This is a genomic window from Pseudomonas sp. S3_G06 (assembly GCF_054667565.1).
The window spans coordinates 3090857-3108578 of record NZ_CP162738.1 but is presented as its reverse complement, the minus strand read 5'-3'; the positions used below and the strand labels follow the sequence as shown (position 1 = coordinate 3108578).

Genomic DNA, 17722 nt, shown 5'->3' with positions numbered 1-17722 from the left:
CTTCATGGCTGACACAGGTAGGGCAATGACGATCTCTCGACGCTGGTTCATGGCGGGCATGGCACTCACGGGCGCCGCGCTGCCTGCCGCTTTTTATGCACATCGTGAACTGACTCGCGAGGAGTTTCCGATCACCCCGGGCGAGGCCACGGTCGATCTGGCGGACACCGCCGGGCAACAGCTGGCGGACAATTTGCGTGGGGTCTGGGACATTCGCTTTACCGGTGCGGCGGCGGGGCTTGATGGTCTGCCTGTGCAAGGTCTGGAACTGTTTCTCGACATCGCTCATCGTGGGCGCGGCCTGCGTGGTTATCTCGACACCGGCACCAATTTGCGTGCCGAAGGGCCTGTGCGCTATCAAGTGGTTGGCGATCTGGCACCGGGCAACGGCGCCGAGATGTATTGGCGCCTGCTGCGCACCGATGCGCCACTTGCGCCGCCGGTGTATGAGTTCAAAGTCAAACTGGATGAAGTCTGGGCTGCGTTCGGCAATGCCGGCAGCGCCACGTTCACCGGACAAGTGCTGCGTCTGGATCGGCCGTTGGCGTTGCCCGAGCTGGACAATCAGTTCATCGCTATCAAGCGGCGTTTTCCCGAGGCCCGTGAACGCACCGGGCTCAATCCGCAACTGTTGGCCTGGCTGGTGGCGCCCGAGCATCGGTTGTTCCATCAGCTCTGGCACGCTACCCGCGACAAGTGGCACAAGCTCTCGGAGAAAAAACGCGAAGCGCTGCGCGGTATCGGCTGGCAGCCCGGGCCACGTGGCAAGGAACGCGACGCCCGTGGGCCAAGCAAGGATCGCAATGGTTCGGGCGTGGATTTTTTCTTTATGCATCGGCACATGCTAGGCATCGCCCGCTCGATGCAGGATTTGCCTTCCTGGCCGGCGTTCCCGCAGCCGCAGCCTGAGCTGGAGCGTGACCGCCAGGGCTTCGCGCGTTATTTCGACAATCATGACGGCAATTCACTGCCGCCGACCTGGCTGGCCGAGGGCGATGACGAGTACACCAAATGGGTCAGCGACATCAAAGCGGCGGAGACTTTCCAGAGCAATTTTCTGGTCTGGGAATCGCAGTACCGCGACCCGCGTTACCTGGCGAAATTGACCCTCGGCCAGTTCGGTTCGGAAGTCGAACTGGGCCTGCACGACTGGCTGCACATGCGCTGGGCTTCGGTGGCTCGTGATCCGTCCAACGACATTCCGGTGCCGATGGCGCGCGATCAGGCGGACTTCGCCGCGCGCTGGTATGCGCCGGAAAACGACTTTCTCGGTGATCCGTTTTCCTCCCATGTGAACCCGGTGTTCTGGCGTTTCCACGGCTGGATCGATGATCGTCTGGAAGACTGGTTCCGCGCCCACGAGCGTTTTCACCCGGGCGAAGTGAGCCGTCTGGAAGTCAACGGCGTGCCATGGTTTGCACCGGGGCGCTGGGTGGAAGTCGCCGACCCCTGGCTCGGCCCCGACACCCACGGCTGCAGCACCGTGCCCGGCCTGCAAGCTGGGCGATCCGTGGAGATGGACCCGGAAACCATGAAACTGGCGCTGCGTATCACTTTTGGCGACGAAGACAACATGACCGAACTGTTCCGCAAAGTGCCACAGCGCCCGTGGTATGCGCGGCACCTGAAGGTCAAGGGCCGACAGCTCTAGATTGGTTCAAACACACACACTCTCTGAATAGTTCGCAATCCCCTTGTGGGAGTGAGCCTGCTCGCGAATGCGGTGTGTCATTCAGATGCATCAGTGCCTGACAGGACCCCTTCGCGAGCAGGCTCGCTCCCACATGGGCCTTGGTCGTGGCGGAGATTTCCGTCCAAACCGAATTCCATTTGTGGGAGCGAGCCTGCTGGCGAAGACGTCAGTTCAGTCGACGCTTTGCCCTCAGATCACCTCCCAGCCACCTCCCAACGCTTTGTACAAGGCAATGCTCGCCTGCAAGCGCGACAGGCGCAGCTGCACGTTGAGGTCTTGCGCCGCATACAGCGTGCGCTGGGTTTGCAGGACGGTGAGCAGGTCTTCGGCGCCGGCCTGGTAGCGGCTCTGGGCGATGTCGAAGGCGGTTTGTGCCTGGTTCAGTTCTTCGCTTTGCCATTGCCGTTGTTCGTCGAGGCCGCGAATGCTGCTGAGGGCTTTTTCGACGTCGGCGAAGCTGTTGATGATTGCCCCGCGATAGGTCTCCAGCAGCTCATCCTGCCGCGCCTTGGCCTTGTCGCGTTCGGCGCTGAGGCGGCCGTTGTTGAAGATCGGCGCGGTCAGCCCCGAGGACAGGTTGTAGAACGTCGTGCGCAGCAAATCGGCGGCCAGATCGGCGCCGCTGCCGAGGCTGGCGGTCAGGGTGATTTTCGGCAGCATTGCGGCGCGGGCGACGGTGACATCAGCCTGGGCTGCCGCAAGCTTGGCCTCGGCGCTGGCAATGTCCGGACGCCGACTGAGCAAGTCGCTCGGCACGCCGCTGGCGATGTCGGGCCAGTGCAATTGGCCGAAGGATTGCGAGGGCAACGGTAACGTTTGCACTGGTTGGCCGAGCAGGGCGGCGAGGCTGATCAGTGCTTCGCGCGCCTGTTGTTGCACCAGCGGCAGACGACGCTGTTGTTCGGCCACCAGGCTTTTCTGCTGGGCCAGTTCCAGCGCGGTGGCGCTGCCGGCGTCGAAACGGGTCTGCACCAGATGCAGCACATTCTGCGCATTTTTCAGATTGAGTTCGGCGATGCGCGCCTGCTCACGCAAGGCCAGGGCCTGGGTGTAACTGTTGGCGACGCCGCTGAGCAAGGTCAGTTCAACAGTAGCGCGGTCGAACTCGCTGGCCTGCACGCCGAACACCGCACTGTCGCGGGCGGCTCGCTTACCGCCCCAGAAATCGATTTCGTAACTGGCGCTGAGCTCGGCATCGTAATAGTCCAGCGAGCGATTCTCCGGGCTGACATCCAATTGGCTGTAGCCCTTGCCGTGGATCAGTTTCTGCCGGTTGGCATTCAGCCCGGCCTTGAGTTCCGGCAGCAACGGGGCGCCGGCGATGGTTGCGCTGGCCTCGGCCTGTCTGACCCGCGCCACGGCGGCGGCGAGGTCATAGCTTCCCAGCCGCGCCTGTTCCACCAGCCGCTCCAGTTCAGGGCTGCCGAATTGCGTCCACCATTGCCGATTGCTCTGCAGCGCGCCGGGGGTGTCGGCGGACTGCCACGCGCTCGGTGGCTGCACGCCGCTGTCCAGGCGCGGCGCCGGGCTGCTGCAGGCCGCCAGCAACAGGCTGGCGGCGAGGAAGGTCAGTCGCACTTTCATAGGTCGATCATTCACTGGTAAGGGCCGTGACCGGGTCGAGCCGGGCAGCTTTGCGGGCCGGCATGAAGCCGAAAATGACACCGGTGACCAGCGCACAGGCGAACGCGCCGATCACCGCCAGCCCTTGAAAGGCGATCGCCACGCCGCTGAGCAACAACACGCCGCCGACCAGCAGCGCCAGGCCGATCCCGGCGATTCCGCCGACCACCGAGAGCATCAAGGCTTCGGTGAGAAACTGACGGAGGATGTCGCGCTGACGGGCGCCGGTGGCCATGCGAATACCGATCTCGCGGGTACGTTCGCGCACGGTCATGAGCATGATGTTCATCACGCCGATACCGCCGACCAGCAGGGAAATCGCCGCAATCGCCCCCAGCATCAGCGACAGCGTGCCTTGCGTGCGCGCTTCGGCCTGGATCATCGCGGCATTGTTGGTCAGCTCGAAATCCTTCTTGCCGTGGTGCCGACGCAACATCGCCTGTTCGATGGCCTGTTCGGCGTCCTTGACCTTGCGCGCGTCCTTGGCGGCAATCACCACGTATTGCGGATTGCGGCTGCCGAACAGGCGCGTGCTCGCCGCCGAATAGGGCACGGCGATGCGGTTGTCGCTATCGGAGTCGCCGGAGCTGGCGCCTTTTTCTGCAAGCACGCCAAGGATCTGGAACGGCACGTTTTCGATGAGGATGTATTGACCGATGGGGTCGGCGACATCCTTGAGCAATTTGTCGCGGACCTTGGTGCCGATCACCGCGACGGCGGCGGCGCTGTCCTCGTCGGCCTGGGTGAAGTAGCTGCCCTGAATCACCGGCCAGTTGAAAATCTGCGGAAAGTTGGTGTCATTGCCGCCGACGTAACTGCTGTGGTCGGCGTTGCCAAAGCGCACCCCGGCGGTCGAGCCGTTGACCGGCATGATCCGTTCCACCTGGGGCAGGGCGGACAGTTCGGCGACGTCGTCGAGGGTGATGATGCCCTCCGGTGTACGCGGGTTCGGCGCCGAACCGCTGAGGTAAATGATGTTGGAGCCGAACGCACCCATTTGCGCCATGACCTGACGCTTGCTGCCTTCGCCGACGGCGAGCATGACCACCACCGAGGCCACGCCAATGACGATGCCCAGCAGGGTCAGCGCGGTGCGAAAGCGGTTGATCCACATCACCCGCCACGCCGCTTGTACAGCGCCGAGCAGTTCACCTTTCCAGGCGCCGGTCTGGCTGCTGCCGTTGCTCAGGCGCTGGCGCAGGTCGACCGCTTGCAACGCCCCGGGATTGGGCGCAGGCGGCGCGCACGCGTGCTCGGCGCTGTCGCTGATGATCAGGCCGTCACGGATTTCGATGATGCGTTTGGCCCGTTGCGCCACTTCGCGGTCGTGGGTGATGAGGATCACCACATGGCCTTGATCGGCGAGTTCGTCGAGCAGGCTCATGACCTCGGCGCCGCTGTGGCTGTCGAGGGCGCCAGTCGGCTCGTCGGCGAGGATGATATGGCCGCCGTTCATCAGCGCACGGGCAATCGACACCCGCTGTTGCTGGCCGCCGGAAAGCTGATGCGGACGATTGCCAGTGCGAGTGCCGAGGCCGAGACGTTCCAGCAGTGCGTGAGCTCGGGCATGCCGCTCGGCGGCCGGGGTGCCGGCATAGATCGCTGGCATCTCGACGTTTTCCTGGGCCGAACCGGACGGGATCAGGTGGTAGCCCTGAAAGACAAAACCGAAGGCTTCGCGGCGCAGCCAGGCCAGTTCATCGCTGTCCAGCTGCGCGACATTTTCCCCGGCGAACAGATACTCGCCGCTGGTGGGGCGGTCGAGGCAACCGAGAATGTTCATCAGCGTCGATTTGCCCGAACCGGAGGCGCCGACGATGGCGACGAATTCGCCGGCGTGGATCGACAGATCGATCCCGCGCAGCACTTCCACCAGCGGGCTGTCATCACCGCCATAGGCTTTGCGGATCTGCCGCAGGTCGATCAGGGGCGTGTGCATTCAGCCTCCATGAGCAGTGGCCGGCGCGCTGAGAACATGCTCGCCCTCGGCCAGACCTTCGAGCACCTGGGTGCGCAGGCGATCGCTGATGCCGGTGCGTACTTCGCGCGCCTGAATATCACCGTTGGCAGCGACGATCTGCGCTCGCTGCCACTGCGGACGCGAACCCGGTTGGAGGGCAGCAGTCGGCACGGTCAAAGTGTCTTGCGCCTGTTGCGCGACAAAGAACACCTGGGCGGTCATGTCGGTCATCAGGCTGTGATCGGCGTTGTCGACGTCGAGCAGCACGGTGTACAGCACCACCCGTTCGCTGCCACTGCGACCACTGGTGGGGCTGCCGCCCTGGTTCTGTTCAAGCGGACGCGGCGGCACCGGCAGAATCTGCCGCACCGTGCTGCTCCAGCGTCGAGTGCCACCGCTGAGGGTGGTGAAGTAGGCGGTCATGCCGGGTTTGACGTGGCCGATGTCGGCCTCCGAAACTTCGGCCCACACCGTCATCGGCGACAGTCGGGCGATGCGCAGGATCAGCGGGGTCTGTTGTTGCGCGTTGAGCGTCTGGCCTTCCCGCGCACCGACGGCGACCACGGTGCCGCTCATCGGCGCGTAAATGCGCGTGTAACCGAGTTCGGCCTCGTCGCTGCGCAGACTGGCCTGGGCCTGACGGATCTGCGCCCGGAACATGTCGATGCGCGCCTGAGTCGCGCGGACCTCGGCGCGCGCGGTCTGTACGTCTTCTTCGCGGGTGGCGCCACCAGCGGCGAGTTTCTGCTGGCGCTGGTATTTCTGCTGCGCCAGATCGTGCTGGGCGCGTTGCTCCTGCAGCTGCGCCTTGAGGTTTTCGATGGAAAAACGCCCGGCATCGAGCTTGGCTTTCTGTGTCGACGGGTCGATTTCCACCAGCAACTGGCCTTCCTTGACGGTATCGCCGGCCTCGACGTAAATCTTCTGAATCTGCCCCGAAGCCTGTGCGCCGACATCCACATAGCGGCGCGGCTGCAAGGTGCCGAGCGCTGTCACGCTGTTTTCGATATCGCCGCGGCTGACCTGCACAGTGGCAACGGCGTCGCGACCGGGTGGCAAGACTTGCCAGGCGGCAACGGCGATCACGGGAATCAGACAGAGGGCGGCGAACAGCGCGCGACGGGCGGGGCGGGGACGATTCATGCAGGGTTCCGGCCAGTGGTTGCGGCCCGTCGCAAGGCACGACAGACACAGGGGCTGTCCTGTAAACGAGGCATGGGCGACGGAATTTAGCCGCAGACACATCGAGTTACCGCAGCCGGGCCACGACTATTTGTCCGGGATATGGAATCAACTCTTTAAATCTATATGAGAATTACTATAAATTACGCACCTCAAGTTGCCACTATCTTGCTACTGCGTGATTTGCAGGTCTGATCAGTGCGCTCAAGGACAGAAACGGCATCGATGCGGTCGGGAGTCATGTTGGAAAACTACTATCGTGAGCTGGTGTGTTTCCTCAACGCCAGACTGGGCAACCGTCAGGTCGCCGAGGATGTGGTGCATGACGCCTATGTACGGGTGCTGGAGCGCTCCAGCGAGGTGCCAATCGAACAACCCCGGGCCTTCCTTTATCGCACCGCGTTGAACCTGGTTATCGACGATCACCGCCGCAACGCGCTGCGCCAGGTCGAATCGCTGGACGTGCTCGACAATGAAGAGCGCTATTTCACCCCGTCCCCCCACGGCACCCTCGATCACGGCCAGCGCCTGGAAATGCTCCAGCGCGCATTGGCCGAGCTGCCGCCGCTGTGCCGTGACAGTTTTCTGCTGCGCAAGATCGAAGGAATGTCCCATCCGGAAATCGCCCAGACTCTCGGCATCTCCCGGGCGCTGGTGGAAAAACACATCGTCAACGCCATGAAACATTGCCGCTTGCGCATCCAGCAATGGGATGGCCAGTGAGCCGCGCCGGTTAAATTTCCTTTCATCGTCCTCGTTCCTACTCAACAGACGACCTGCTGACCTGATTCAGGCCGGTCAGGCCACCCAGGCTTTATTTCCCCGCGTTGAGGGGTTCATCCAGAGGACACTGGAAATGACACAGGCAATTGCATCGCCCATCGTTCACGACCTGATCGGCGTCGGTTTCGGCCCTTCGAACCTGGCACTGGCCATCGCTCTGCAGGAACGCGGCGCGACCCAGGGCGAACTGGATGTGCTGTTCCTCGACAAGCAGGCCACTTACAGCTGGCACGGCAACACCTTGTCGACGCAGAGCGAGTTGCAGATTTCCTTCCTCAAGGACCTGGTGACCCTGCGCAATCCGACCAGCCCTTACTCGTTCGTCAACTACCTCAAGCACCACGGGCGTCTGGTCGATTTCATCAACCTCGGCACCTTTTATCCTTGCCGCATGGAGTACAACGACTACCTGCGCTGGGTGGCCGGGCAGTTCACCGCGCAGAGCCGTTATGGCGAAGAAGTGCAGTTCATCGAACCGGTGTTGCACAACCAGCAGGTTGAGGCCTTGCGGGTGATTTCCCGGGGCAGCGACGGCCAGCAATTCGTGCGTACCACGCGTTCGGTGGTGGTCAGCGCTGGCGGCACACCGCGCATTCCGGAGGCGTTCAAAGCACTGAAGGGCGATCACCGGGTATTCCACCATTCGCAATATCTGTCGCAAATGGCCAGGCAGCCGTGCGTGAACAACCAACCGATGAGCATCGCCATCATCGGTGGCGGGCAGAGCGCGGCGGAAGCCTTTATCGACCTGAATGATTCATTCCCGTCGGTGCAGGTCGACATGATCCTGCGTGGTTCGGCGTTGAAGCCTGCGGATGACAGCCCGTTCGTCAACGAGGTGTTCTCGCCGGAGTTCACCGATCTGGTGTTTCAGCAGAACAGCATCGAGCGCGAGCGTCTGGTCAACGAGTACCACAACACCAACTATTCGGTGGTTGACATCGACCTGATCGAACGCATCTACGGCATCTTCTACCGGCAGAAGGTTTCCGGGATTGCCCGCCATGCGTTCCGCACCCTGACCACCGTCGAGAGCGCCACTGCCACGGCAAACGGTATAGAACTGGCAGTGCGCAACAATGCCACCGACGAAGTCACGGTGCGAATCTATGACGCCGTGTTGCTGGCCACCGGTTACGAGCGGCAGATGCACCGCAAGTTGCTCGCGCCGCTGGAGGAATACCTCGGTGAGTTCGAGGTCGATCGCAACTACAAACTGATCACCGACGAGCGCTGCAAGGCCGGCATTTATATGCAGGGCTTCTGCCAGGCCAGCCATGGCCTGAGCGATACGCTGCTGTCGGTGCTGCCGATTCGCGCCGATGAAATCGCTGGCTCGTTGTACGAGCATGGCAAACAGCGCGGGCACAGTCGCTCGGTGGCGGAGTTGTTGTTGGCCACTGCCAGCTGAATCTGCATTGCCTGACATATCGCCTTCGCGAGCAGGCTCGCTCCCACAATGGTTCTGTGAACGCAGGCCAGAATGTGGGAGCGAGCCTGCTCGCGAAGGGGCCATGGAAAGCCCCACAGATCCTGAATCTGAACCCTTCCTGAACACCCCCCACATTCGCCGAAAACACCTCTTCCCGCCGTTTCGCTGCGGGCGTAAGCTGCGCGCGTTTTCATCAATTGCGGAGACCCACAGTGGGTACTTGTTCGAGTGACAGTTGTCGGCCGGTCTCGATCACCGGCAGATTCTCGGCAAGATAACGCGCAGCCTTTCCCTGCCGTTGTCTCGCCGTAACAGCGAGCAGCGGCATCCCGTGCACGACCCGTTCCGGATCGTGTCTCGACGTCCTTCTCATCGACGCTGAACCAAGCGTGCTGACGACCTCAATCGTCATCGCAGCCTATCGACACGCCTGTCATTCCCGACGGGCGCGCCACGCCTTGCCGTGTCGGTTGTCCCGGTGCAGGGCGCGGCGGTACCTGCTCGACGGTTTCCCGGCTGACCACAGGGGACACAGCCATGAAACTCACGCTCAAGGAATTTTTCGCAGGCTTTCTGCGCAGCCGTCACATCGCCCGGCACTTCCGTCGCCTCGCGTTGCTGGATTCGATCAACGACACCAAGGTCAACCGTGAAGTGCCGCCGACGCTGGCCAGTACGCTGGTGGCTGCCGCCCATGCCGACAGCGCCGCGTTGCTGTCGTCGTTGGGCACGCACGGCGAGGGGCTCACCGAGGTCGAGGCCGATGCACTGCGTGCGCAACACGGCCTCAACGAAGTCGAACACGAGCAGCCGCTGCCATGGTGGACCCATCTGTGGCACTGCTACAAAAATCCGTTCAACCTGCTGCTGACCTTGCTCGCGGTGATCTCCTGGCTGACCGAAGACCTCAAGGCGGCCGTGGTGATTTTCTCCATGGTGGTGCTGTCGACGCTGCTGCGCTTCTGGCAAGAGAGCAAATCCAATCAGGCCGCCGATGCGCTCAAAGCCATGGTCAGCAACACCGCCACGGTGCTGCGCCGCGATGGCCCACGCCGGGAGCTGCCGATCAAGCAACTGGTACCCGGCGATCTCATCGTGCTCTCGGCCGGCGACATGATTCCCGCCGATTGCCGCGTGCTCAGCGCCAAGGACCTGTTCGTCAGCCAGGCAGCAATGACCGGTGAGTCGATGCCGGTGGAGAAATTCACCCGGCAGACCGATCGCGACACGCCTAACCCGCTCGAGCTGGACAACATTCTGTTCATGGGCACCAACGTCGTTTCCGGTAGCGCCATTGCACTGATTCTCACCACCGGCAACAGCACCTACTTCGGTGCGTTGGCGCAACGGGTCGGCGCGACGGACCGGGCGGTGACCTCGTTTCAGCAGGGTGTCAACAAGGTCAGCTGGCTGCTGATCCGCTTCATGTTCGTCATGGCGCCACTGGTGCTGTTCATCAACGGTTTCACCAAGGGCGACTGGAGCGAAGCGCTGCTCTTCGCGCTGTCGATTGCGGTCGGCCTGACCCCGGAAATGCTGCCGATGATCGTCACCTCGACCCTGGCCAAAGGCGCCGTGTTTCTGTCGCGCAAAAAGGTCATCGTCAAACGCCTCGACGCCATCCAGAACTTCGGCGCCATGGACGTGCTGTGCACCGACAAGACCGGCACCCTGACTCAGGACAAGATCTTTCTCGCGCGTAATGTCGATGTCTGGGGTGAGGATTCTGACGCTGTGCTGGAACTGGCCTACCTCAACAGCTACTACCAGACCGGCCTGAAAAACCTGCTGGATGTCGCCGTGCTCGAACACGTGGAAGTCCATCGCGAACTCAAGGTCGGCAGCGTGTTTCGCAAGGTCGATGAGATCCCGTTCGACTTCAATCGCCGGCGCATGTCGGTGGTGGTGGAGAGCCGCGGTCAGCCCCATCAACTGATCTGCAAAGGCGCGGTGGAAGAAGTGCTGGCGGTGTGCAGCCGGGTGCGTCACGGCGAGGTCGATGAAGTCTTGAGCGATGAATTGCTGGCGCGGATTCGCCACGTCACCGGTGCTTTCAACGCCGAAGGTCTGCGCGTGGTGGCGGTCGCGGCTCGCTCAATGCCAGCAGGTCGTGAAATTTACAGTCTGGCCGATGAACAGGAGCTGACGCTGATCGGTTACGTGGCATTCCTCGATCCACCGAAGGAAAGCACCGCGCCAGCGCTCAAGGCCTTGGCCGAGCATGGTGTGGCGGTCAAGGTGCTGACCGGTGACAACGAACTGGTGACGGCGAAAATCTGCCGCGAGGTCGGCCTCGCCCAACAGGGTTTGCTGCTGGGCAATGACATTGAGCGCATGAGCGATGCTGAGCTGGCTATGGCGGTCGAGACGACCAACGTCTTCGCCAGACTCACGCCATCGCACAAAGAGCGCATCGTCGGCATTCTCAAGGGCAACGGCCATGTGGTCGGATTCATGGGCGACGGTATCAACGACGCGCCGGCGCTGCGCAGCGCCGACATCGGTATTTCCGTGGACAGCGCGGTGGACATCGCCAAGGAAGCGGCGGACATCATTCTCTTGGAAAAAAGCCTGATGGTGCTGGAGGAGGGCGTGCTCGAAGGGCGGCGCACCTTCGCCAACATGCTCAAGTACATCAAGATGACTGCCAGCTCCAACTTCGGCAATGTGTTCTCGGTGCTGGTTGCCAGCGCGTTCATCCCGTTCCTGCCGATGCTGCCGATGCACCTGCTGGTGCAGAACCTGCTCTACGATATTTCGCAGATCGCCATTCCGTTCGATAACGTCGACGACGAGATGCTGAAACAGCCGCAGCGCTGGCAGCCGGCTGACGTCGGGCGCTTCATGCTGTTCTTCGGCCCGATCAGTTCGATCTTCGACGTCACGACGTTCGCCTTGATGTGGTACGTGTTCGACGCCAACACCCCGGATCACCAGACGTTGTTCCAGTCCGGCTGGTTCGTGGTCGGGTTGCTGACCCAGACGCTGATCGTGCACATGATCCGCACGCCGAAGATCCCGTTCCTGCAAAGCCGCGCCGCCATGCCGCTGCTGGTGATGACCGGGTTCATCATGGCGGTCGGCATCTTCCTGCCGATGGGGCCGCTGGCGCATTACTTCAAATTGCAGGCGCTGCCGTCGCTGTATTTCGTGTTTCTGCCGGTGATTCTGCTGGCGTACATGGCGCTGACCCAAGCCGTTAAAGGCTTCTACATCCGCCGGTTTGGCTGGCAATAACCGCCATGGAATGCTCTCCCCTGTGGGAGCGAGCCTGCTCGCGAAGGCGCCGTGTCAGTCAATAAATTTCTGACAGGTATACCGCCTTCGCGAGCAGGCTCGCTCCCACAGGGGATATTGGTGCATCAGGGCCGCCGGATGAATGACCAAATTTTTAGGAAAAGTCCTACAGAGCTATCGCCGACGCTTGCGTAGTCTTGCCCTCCCCAAACCTCACCGGGAGAATGACCATGAGCAACAAAGCGTTGCGCATCCTGATCGCCGACCCGCAGCATTTTCATCGCATGAAAATCGAGCGCCTGTTCAACGCGCTCGGCTACTACCGCGTCGCCCCGGTGCAGACTCTCGGCGAATTGTTGACCTTGGTCGACTATGGCTGCGAGCCGTTCGATGTGCTGGTGATCAATGCCGAACTGGCGGCAGGCTCTCTCGATCTGCTGGGCTTTCTGCTCGATAACCCACAGGTTCGCCATGCTCTGATCTACAACGAACCGTCGGCACCGTTGCAGGCGGCTGCCGGATTTGCTCAGGAAAACGCGCAGATCAGCCCGACGCCATTGCCCAATTCACAGCTCATCGGGCAGGTAATGGCAAGAGTCGAAACTTGCGACGAACCCCAGGCAGCGCTTGACGCCCACGCATCGTTGCGCCATGCCAATGCATAAAAAAACACTCTGCACAACTGTCAGACCTGACAGGTGATTCTCTTGCCCATCCATGTAACAGTGCCGGCGCAGCCACCGACTCCGGGACAGACTGTTGCGGTGTCTTCGATTTTGCAGGAGTCCCAATGAAGTCAGCGCTGATCGTCGATGATCATCCAGTCGTGCGCGCGGCCATTCGGATCGTTCTGCAGGCTCAAGGCTTCACGCAGATTCATGAAGCGTCCAATGGCAATGAAGTCGTGCCGTTGATCTGCGCGCATGATCCGCACCTGGTTGTGCTCGATCTGGGGCTGGGATCGATGGACGGTCTGGAAGTGCTGACGCGAATCCAGATCAAGGCGCCAACGGCGCGTTGCCGGGTGCTGGTGTTCAGCATGCATGAGCCCACGCATTACCAGGAGCGCTGTTTGCGCGCCGGCGCACGGGGCTACGTGACCAAGAGCAATCAACTGACTCTGCTGCACGAAGCCATCAAGGCATTGATGTCCGGCCACACTTATTTCTCCGCATTGCCCAATACCAGCGGTCTGTACAACGCCGTGCAACGCACGGAAAAGGAGCTGATCGCGCAGCTGTCTGATCGAGAGTTATGCATTTTCGTGAATCTGGCGCTGGGCAAACCGAACAAGGCCATCGCTTTGGAAATGCACCTGAGTCACAAAACCGTCAGCACCTACAAGACCCGCATGATGGCGAAACTTGGCCTGGGTTCGCTGGTGCTTCTGCGTGAGTTCGCCAAGCGCAATCACTTGATCTGAGTACCCCGACATGATGCAGGGACTGCGGGTTTTATTGCTGTGGCTGGGGCTTGTTGCCTCGGTCGGGGCGAATGACCAGCCGCAGACGCTGGAGGTGCTGGCGCGCCTCGAACCGGGAAGTATCCAGGTCCGCCTCGATGATCGGGAGCGCCAGTGGCTGCGTGAGCATCCAGTATTGCGCATGGGCATCTCCGGCCCGGATTACCCGCCCTTCGAAATCACCCGCAATCAGCATGAGCTGGAAGGGCTGACGGCGGATTACGCCGACCTGCTGGCGCAACTGCTCGGTATCAGGATCGAAGTGCGGCGTTTCGTCGATCGTCCTGCACTGATGGCCGCACTCAAGCGCGCTGACGTCGAACTCCTCGGCACCTCGAACAGTTTCGAAGCGGCGGATCCGGCCTTTGTTCTGTCGCGGCCGTATGCTGAAGATCAGCCGATGCTGGTCACGCGTCACGACGAGAAACTGCCTGCAGACCTTGCAGGCAAGCGCATCGCCATGGTCGAGGATTATCTGCCGCTGACCCATGTTCAGGCGTTCTACCCCGGCGCCCACGTACAGCTTTATGCTTCGGCCATGGATGCACTCGGCGCGGTTGCCTTCGGTGCCGACGATGTGTACCTGGGCGACTTCATCAGCGCCAACTATCTGATCAACACCAATTATCGCAACGACCTGCAATTGGCCGGGCCGTCGGGCCTTGATGCCAATCCGTTCGCCTTTGCGTTGTTGCGCAGCGATGTGGTGCTCAAACGCATCGTCGACAAGGCCTTGCTGGCCGTGCCCATGGAGCGTCGCCATCTGATCGAACAGCGCTGGAGCGTCGGCCTCGCCGAGATGGCCGAACAGTCGCGGGTACAGCTCAGCGCCGCCGAGCAGCAGTGGCTGGATCAGCACCCGGTGGTGCGGGTGGGCGCGGTCGAAGACTTCGCGCCGTTGGCGTTCTTCGATGCCGAGGGACGCTTCAACGGCCTGGCAGCGCAGTTGTTGAGCCTCATCGCTCAGCGCAGCGGGCTGAATTTCGAGATCGTGCGTGGCACCTCGTTGAACGATCAGTTCGAGCAGCTCCAGGCGGGTGAACTTGATGTCCTGCCGGTGGTGACGCCGAGCACCGAGCGGGAAGCGCAGCTGCAATTCACCCGCGCCTATCTGAACAATCCGTTCGTGCTGGTCAGTGCGGCGAACGGGCCACATCCATTGCCGCTCGACGACCTGGCGGGCAAACGCCTGGCCATCTATCGCGGCCACCCGTTGCGCGAATACCTGCTGCAACGCGTGCCCGGACTACGTCTGGTCGAAGTGAAAAGCCCCGCCGAAGGCATGGCGCTGATTGCCCGAGGACAGGTCGACGTAACGGTGAGCTCGTTGCTGGTGGCGCGTTTTCTGATCGCCCGCCAATACCGCGACCGCCTGCGTATTACCGGCACCGTAGGCGATCAGCCGGCGCGCATCGCTTTGGCCACGGCGCCGCAGTCGGCGCTGCTGCACTCGATCCTGAACAAGGCGTTGCTGAGCATCGCGCCGCAGCAAATGGATGAACTGGTCGAGCGCTGGAGCCACGATGTGGTGGTGGAGGACAGCTATTGGTCGCGCCATCGCCGCGAGATTCTGCTTGGTTTTGCCGGCGCCGCAGGCTTGCTGCTGCTGGCCCTGATCTGGATCGGCTGGCAGCGTCGGCAGATCCATCAGCGCCAGCAATGGTTGTTGCAACTGCAACAGGCCAAGGACGCAGCGGATGAGGCCAATCGGGCCAAAAGCACTTTCCTGGCGACCATGAGCCACGAGATCCGCACACCGATGAACGCCTTGATCGGCATGCTCGAACTGGCGCTCAAGCGCGCAGAGGAGGGCGTGACTGATCGACTGGCAATTCAGGTGGCGTCGAATGCCGGCCAGCAATTATTGGCGTTGATTGGCGACATTCTCGACATCGCCCGTATCGAGTCGGGGCATTTGTCCCTCTCGCCCGAGCGGGCCAACCTGCGCGAGACAGTGTTATCGGTGTGTCGGGTTTTCGAAGGGCTGGCGCGGCAGAAACGGCTCTTGTGGCGCATCGAACTTGATCCGCGCGCCGACGTGGATGTGCTGATTGATCCGACGCGCTTCAAACAGGTGCTGTCGAACCTGTTGAGCAATGCGATCAAATTCACCCAGTCAGGTGACGTCTGCCTGCGACTGCAGATCGTTGCGATATCGCACGAGCAAGTGAGTGTGCAAGTGCTGATCGAAGACAGCGGCATCGGTATAAGTGCTGAAGATCAAAAGCGCCTGTTCAGCCCGTTCGTTCAAGCGAGCAATAGCCTTCAAGCGGTGCGCAGCGGTTCCGGCCTGGGGCTGGTGATCAGCCGTAACCTCTGCGAAATGATGGGCGGCACGCTGGGTCTCGATAGTGATCTCGGGCAAGGCACGCGAGTAAAAATCAATATCCAGTTGCCGCTGTTGACGTTGGTGACGACCACACTGGCAACGCCCGAGGCGGCAGCCGCGACCTGTGTATTAAGCGTGTTGGTGGTCGACGATCACCCGGTCAATCGCTTGCTGATGTGCTGGCAACTGAGTGAATTGGGGCATCGCACGGTAGACGTGGGCGACGGAGAACAGGGGCTGGACCGCTGGCGAACCCAGGCTTTCGATGTGGTGATCACCGACTGCAACATGCCGCGCCGCAACGGCTATGAACTGGCGCGCACCATTCGCGATGAAGAGGCCGTAAGCAGCCGCAGGCCCTGTCTTATCCTCGGTTTTACGGCCAATGCGCAGGTCGAAGAGCGTCTGCGTTGTCTGGACGCTGGCATGGACGGTTGCCTGTTCAAACCGATTCGCTTGCATGATCTGGCTGAAGCCCTGAAAGGTGCTCATCGTTGCGAGCGCCACGAAGATGAACCGCCAGGTGCCGAGCCCGTCGAGATTGATTTGAGTGCTCTGGAACAGATGGCCGGTCCCGATCAGTCATTGATAGAGCGCTTGCGCGAGGAAGTTGGCAACAGCCTGCGCGATGATCTCCAGGCTCTGGATCAGATCCACGTCGGCGACCGCAACGGCCTGCGTGAGCTGGCCCATCGCATCAGGGGCGGTGCGCAAATGGTTGGGGCTGCGCGGGTTGTTGCGGCGTGCGCAGATCTGGACACGGCATGCCGAGACGGTGAAAACGCGTTTATCGAGCGTGCCATCGACAGGTTGCGCGAAGCCATGCACGGCCTCGCACGGTGCCTCTGAACCATTGCAGACTCCTGTGGAAGCGAGCCTGCTCGCGAAATGCGCGCCGCTGACTCAATTGTTCTGCATATGGAACACTCAAGCCGATTTCCACCCTCTAGTCGAATATTCGATATGCCCTTACGCTTAATCCAATGCATTTACCCATTGGAGACCCCATGAAAAACATCATCGGCATTTACACCAGCCCGCGCGGCCATTGGGTCGGCGATGGTTTCCCGGTGCGCACGCTGTTTTCCTACGACCACCTGGGCAAGCACATCAGCCCGTTTCTGCTGCTCGATCACGCCGGTCCTGCCGAATTCACCCCGACCACTGAACAGCGTGGCGTCGGCCAGCACCCGCACCGTGGTTTCGAAACCGTGACCATCGTTTACGACGGCGAAGTGCAACACCGCGACTCCACCGGCAGCGGCGGCACCATCGGCCCGGGTGATGTGCAGTGGATGACCGCAGCTTCCGGCATCCTCCATGAGGAATTCCACTCGGAAAACTTCGCCCGAACCGGCGGCAAGCTGGAAATGGTCCAGCTGTGGGTCAACCTGCCGGCCAAGGACAAAATGGCCGCGCCGGGTTACCAGACCATTCTCGACCGCGACATTCCCAGCATCGCGCTCAAGGACAACGCCGGCAGCCTGCGTCTGATCGCCGGCGAATTCGATGGGCACACCGGACCTTCGCGGACTTTTACGCCAATCGACGTGTGGGATCTGCGCCTCAATGCCGGCAAGTTGCTGACGCTTGATCTGCACGAAGGACGCAACACCGCACTGGTGGTGTTGAAGGGTTCGGTGCTGGTCAACGGCGCGGAATCGGTTGGGGTAGGGCAGTTGGCGCTGTTCGAACGCGACGGTGATCGACTCACCCTCCAGGCCAGCGAAGACGCGGTGGTATTGCTGCTCAGCGGCGAGCCGATCGACGAACCGATCGTTGGCCACGGCCCGTTCGTGATGAACACCGAGCAGGAAATCCACCTGGCCTTCGCCGACTTCCAGTCCGGGCGCTTTGGCCAGATGCACGCCTGACACCGGGCTTTACGGCTAACCGAAACCACCTGTGGGAGCGAGCCTGCTCGCGAATGCTCTGTTTCAGTCCAAGAGGTAATGACTGACAGGACGCCTTCGCGAGCAGGCTCGCTCCCACAGGTTTTTCAGCGTTTTCGAGACGCTGTT

The 17722-nt window shown here is 61.6% G+C and carries 12 protein-coding genes; 8 read left to right on the top strand and 4 right to left on the bottom strand.

The features are described from left to right. The first annotated feature begins 25 nt into the window (after window positions 1-25). Entirely contained in the window at window positions 26-1651 is a 1626-nt protein-coding gene (gene pvdP / locus AB4N47_RS13970) for a pyoverdine maturation tyrosinase PvdP (RefSeq protein ID WP_341637952.1), read from the top strand. Between the two features lie 231 nt (window positions 1652-1882). Here the strand turns inward: pvdP and AB4N47_RS13965 are convergent, their stop codons facing one another. From AB4N47_RS13965 to AB4N47_RS13955, 3 genes are read right to left on the bottom strand one after another with little or no spacing between them, the layout of a single operon-like run. Next, complete coding sequence (locus tag AB4N47_RS13965; RefSeq protein WP_341637951.1) at window positions 1883-3277, bottom strand: efflux transporter outer membrane subunit; 1395 nt, start codon at window positions 3275-3277, stop codon at window positions 1883-1885. Between the two features lie 7 nt (window positions 3278-3284). Further along, window positions 3285-5255: a MacB family efflux pump subunit gene (locus tag AB4N47_RS13960; protein WP_341637950.1), complete on the bottom strand. Its 1971-nt coding sequence runs from the start codon at window positions 5253-5255 to the stop codon at window positions 3285-3287. Continuing rightward, window positions 5256-6419, bottom strand: a complete 1164-nt coding sequence (locus AB4N47_RS13955) for an efflux RND transporter periplasmic adaptor subunit (RefSeq protein ID WP_460154253.1) — start codon at window positions 6417-6419, stop codon at window positions 5256-5258. Between the two features lie 279 nt (window positions 6420-6698). On the opposite strand from AB4N47_RS13955, the gene AB4N47_RS13950 reads away from it, so the two are divergent. Both AB4N47_RS13950 and AB4N47_RS13945 read left to right on the top strand, forming a co-directional pair. Further along, window positions 6699-7181 (top strand): sigma-70 family RNA polymerase sigma factor, encoded by a 483-nt coding sequence (locus tag AB4N47_RS13950; RefSeq protein WP_016773904.1) that lies wholly within the window; start codon window positions 6699-6701, stop codon window positions 7179-7181. 133 nt (window positions 7182-7314) lie between these two features. Beyond that, window positions 7315-8652, top strand: coding sequence for a lysine N(6)-hydroxylase/L-ornithine N(5)-oxygenase family protein (locus tag AB4N47_RS13945; protein WP_341637948.1), 1338 nt, complete (start codon window positions 7315-7317; stop codon window positions 8650-8652). Window positions 8653-9074: 422 nt separating this feature from the next. Here the strand turns inward: AB4N47_RS13945 and AB4N47_RS13940 are convergent, their stop codons facing one another. Further along, window positions 9075-9212, bottom strand: coding sequence for a hypothetical protein (locus AB4N47_RS13940; RefSeq protein WP_341637947.1), 138 nt, complete (start codon window positions 9210-9212; stop codon window positions 9075-9077). Here AB4N47_RS13940 and mgtA point away from each other — a divergent pair. The 5 genes from mgtA to AB4N47_RS13915 all read left to right on the top strand — a co-directional run bounded on the left by mgtA (window position 9211) and on the right by AB4N47_RS13915 (window position 17575). Beyond that, the gene (mgtA, locus tag AB4N47_RS13935) at window positions 9211-11910 is read left to right on the top strand and encodes a magnesium-translocating P-type ATPase (protein WP_341637946.1); all 2700 of its coding nucleotides are present in this window, start codon (window positions 9211-9213) and stop codon (window positions 11908-11910) included. The genes AB4N47_RS13940 and mgtA overlap by 2 nt on opposite strands. 230 nt (window positions 11911-12140) lie before the next feature. Next, on the top strand, window positions 12141-12575 hold the full coding sequence (locus tag AB4N47_RS13930) for a chemotaxis protein CheY (RefSeq protein WP_341637945.1): 435 nt from the start codon (window positions 12141-12143) through the stop codon (window positions 12573-12575). A gap of 125 nt (window positions 12576-12700) precedes the next feature. Then, entirely contained in the window at window positions 12701-13333 is a 633-nt protein-coding gene (locus AB4N47_RS13925; RefSeq protein ID WP_016773908.1) for a response regulator transcription factor, read from the top strand. A gap of 13 nt (window positions 13334-13346) precedes the next feature. Continuing rightward, on the top strand, window positions 13347-16550 hold the full coding sequence (locus tag AB4N47_RS13920) for a transporter substrate-binding domain-containing protein (protein WP_445941206.1): 3204 nt from the start codon (window positions 13347-13349) through the stop codon (window positions 16548-16550). Window positions 16551-16708: 158 nt separating this feature from the next. Continuing rightward, complete coding sequence (locus tag AB4N47_RS13915; RefSeq protein WP_341637943.1) at window positions 16709-17575, top strand: pirin family protein; 867 nt, start codon at window positions 16709-16711, stop codon at window positions 17573-17575. Window positions 17576-17722 lie beyond the last annotated feature (147 nt).

What these genes read in the sequence shown, in the direction of transcription:
- AB4N47_RS13960 (WP_341637950.1), bottom strand. Translation starts at nt 5,255, where the DNA reads ATGCACACGCCCCTGATCGACCTGCGGCAGATCCGCAAAGCCTATGGC.
- AB4N47_RS13965 (WP_341637951.1), bottom strand. Translation starts at nt 3,277, where the DNA reads ATGAAAGTGCGACTGACCTTCCTCGCCGCCAGCCTGTTGCTGGCGGCC.
- AB4N47_RS13945 (WP_341637948.1), top strand. Translation starts at nt 7,315, where the DNA reads ATGACACAGGCAATTGCATCGCCCATCGTTCACGACCTGATCGGCGTC.
- AB4N47_RS13950 (WP_016773904.1), top strand. Translation starts at nt 6,699, where the DNA reads ATGTTGGAAAACTACTATCGTGAGCTGGTGTGTTTCCTCAACGCCAGA.
- AB4N47_RS13915 (WP_341637943.1), top strand. Translation starts at nt 16,709, where the DNA reads ATGAAAAACATCATCGGCATTTACACCAGCCCGCGCGGCCATTGGGTC.
- mgtA (WP_341637946.1), top strand. Translation starts at nt 9,211, where the DNA reads ATGAAACTCACGCTCAAGGAATTTTTCGCAGGCTTTCTGCGCAGCCGT.
- AB4N47_RS13955 (WP_460154253.1), bottom strand. Translation starts at nt 6,419, where the DNA reads ATGAATCGTCCCCGCCCCGCCCGTCGCGCGCTGTTCGCCGCCCTCTGT.
- pvdP (WP_341637952.1), top strand. Translation starts at nt 26, where the DNA reads ATGACGATCTCTCGACGCTGGTTCATGGCGGGCATGGCACTCACGGGC.
- AB4N47_RS13925 (WP_016773908.1), top strand. Translation starts at nt 12,701, where the DNA reads ATGAAGTCAGCGCTGATCGTCGATGATCATCCAGTCGTGCGCGCGGCC.
- AB4N47_RS13920 (WP_445941206.1), top strand. Translation starts at nt 13,347, where the DNA reads ATGCAGGGACTGCGGGTTTTATTGCTGTGGCTGGGGCTTGTTGCCTCG.
- AB4N47_RS13940 (WP_341637947.1), bottom strand. Translation starts at nt 9,212, where the DNA reads ATGGCTGTGTCCCCTGTGGTCAGCCGGGAAACCGTCGAGCAGGTACCG.
- AB4N47_RS13930 (WP_341637945.1), top strand. Translation starts at nt 12,141, where the DNA reads ATGAGCAACAAAGCGTTGCGCATCCTGATCGCCGACCCGCAGCATTTT.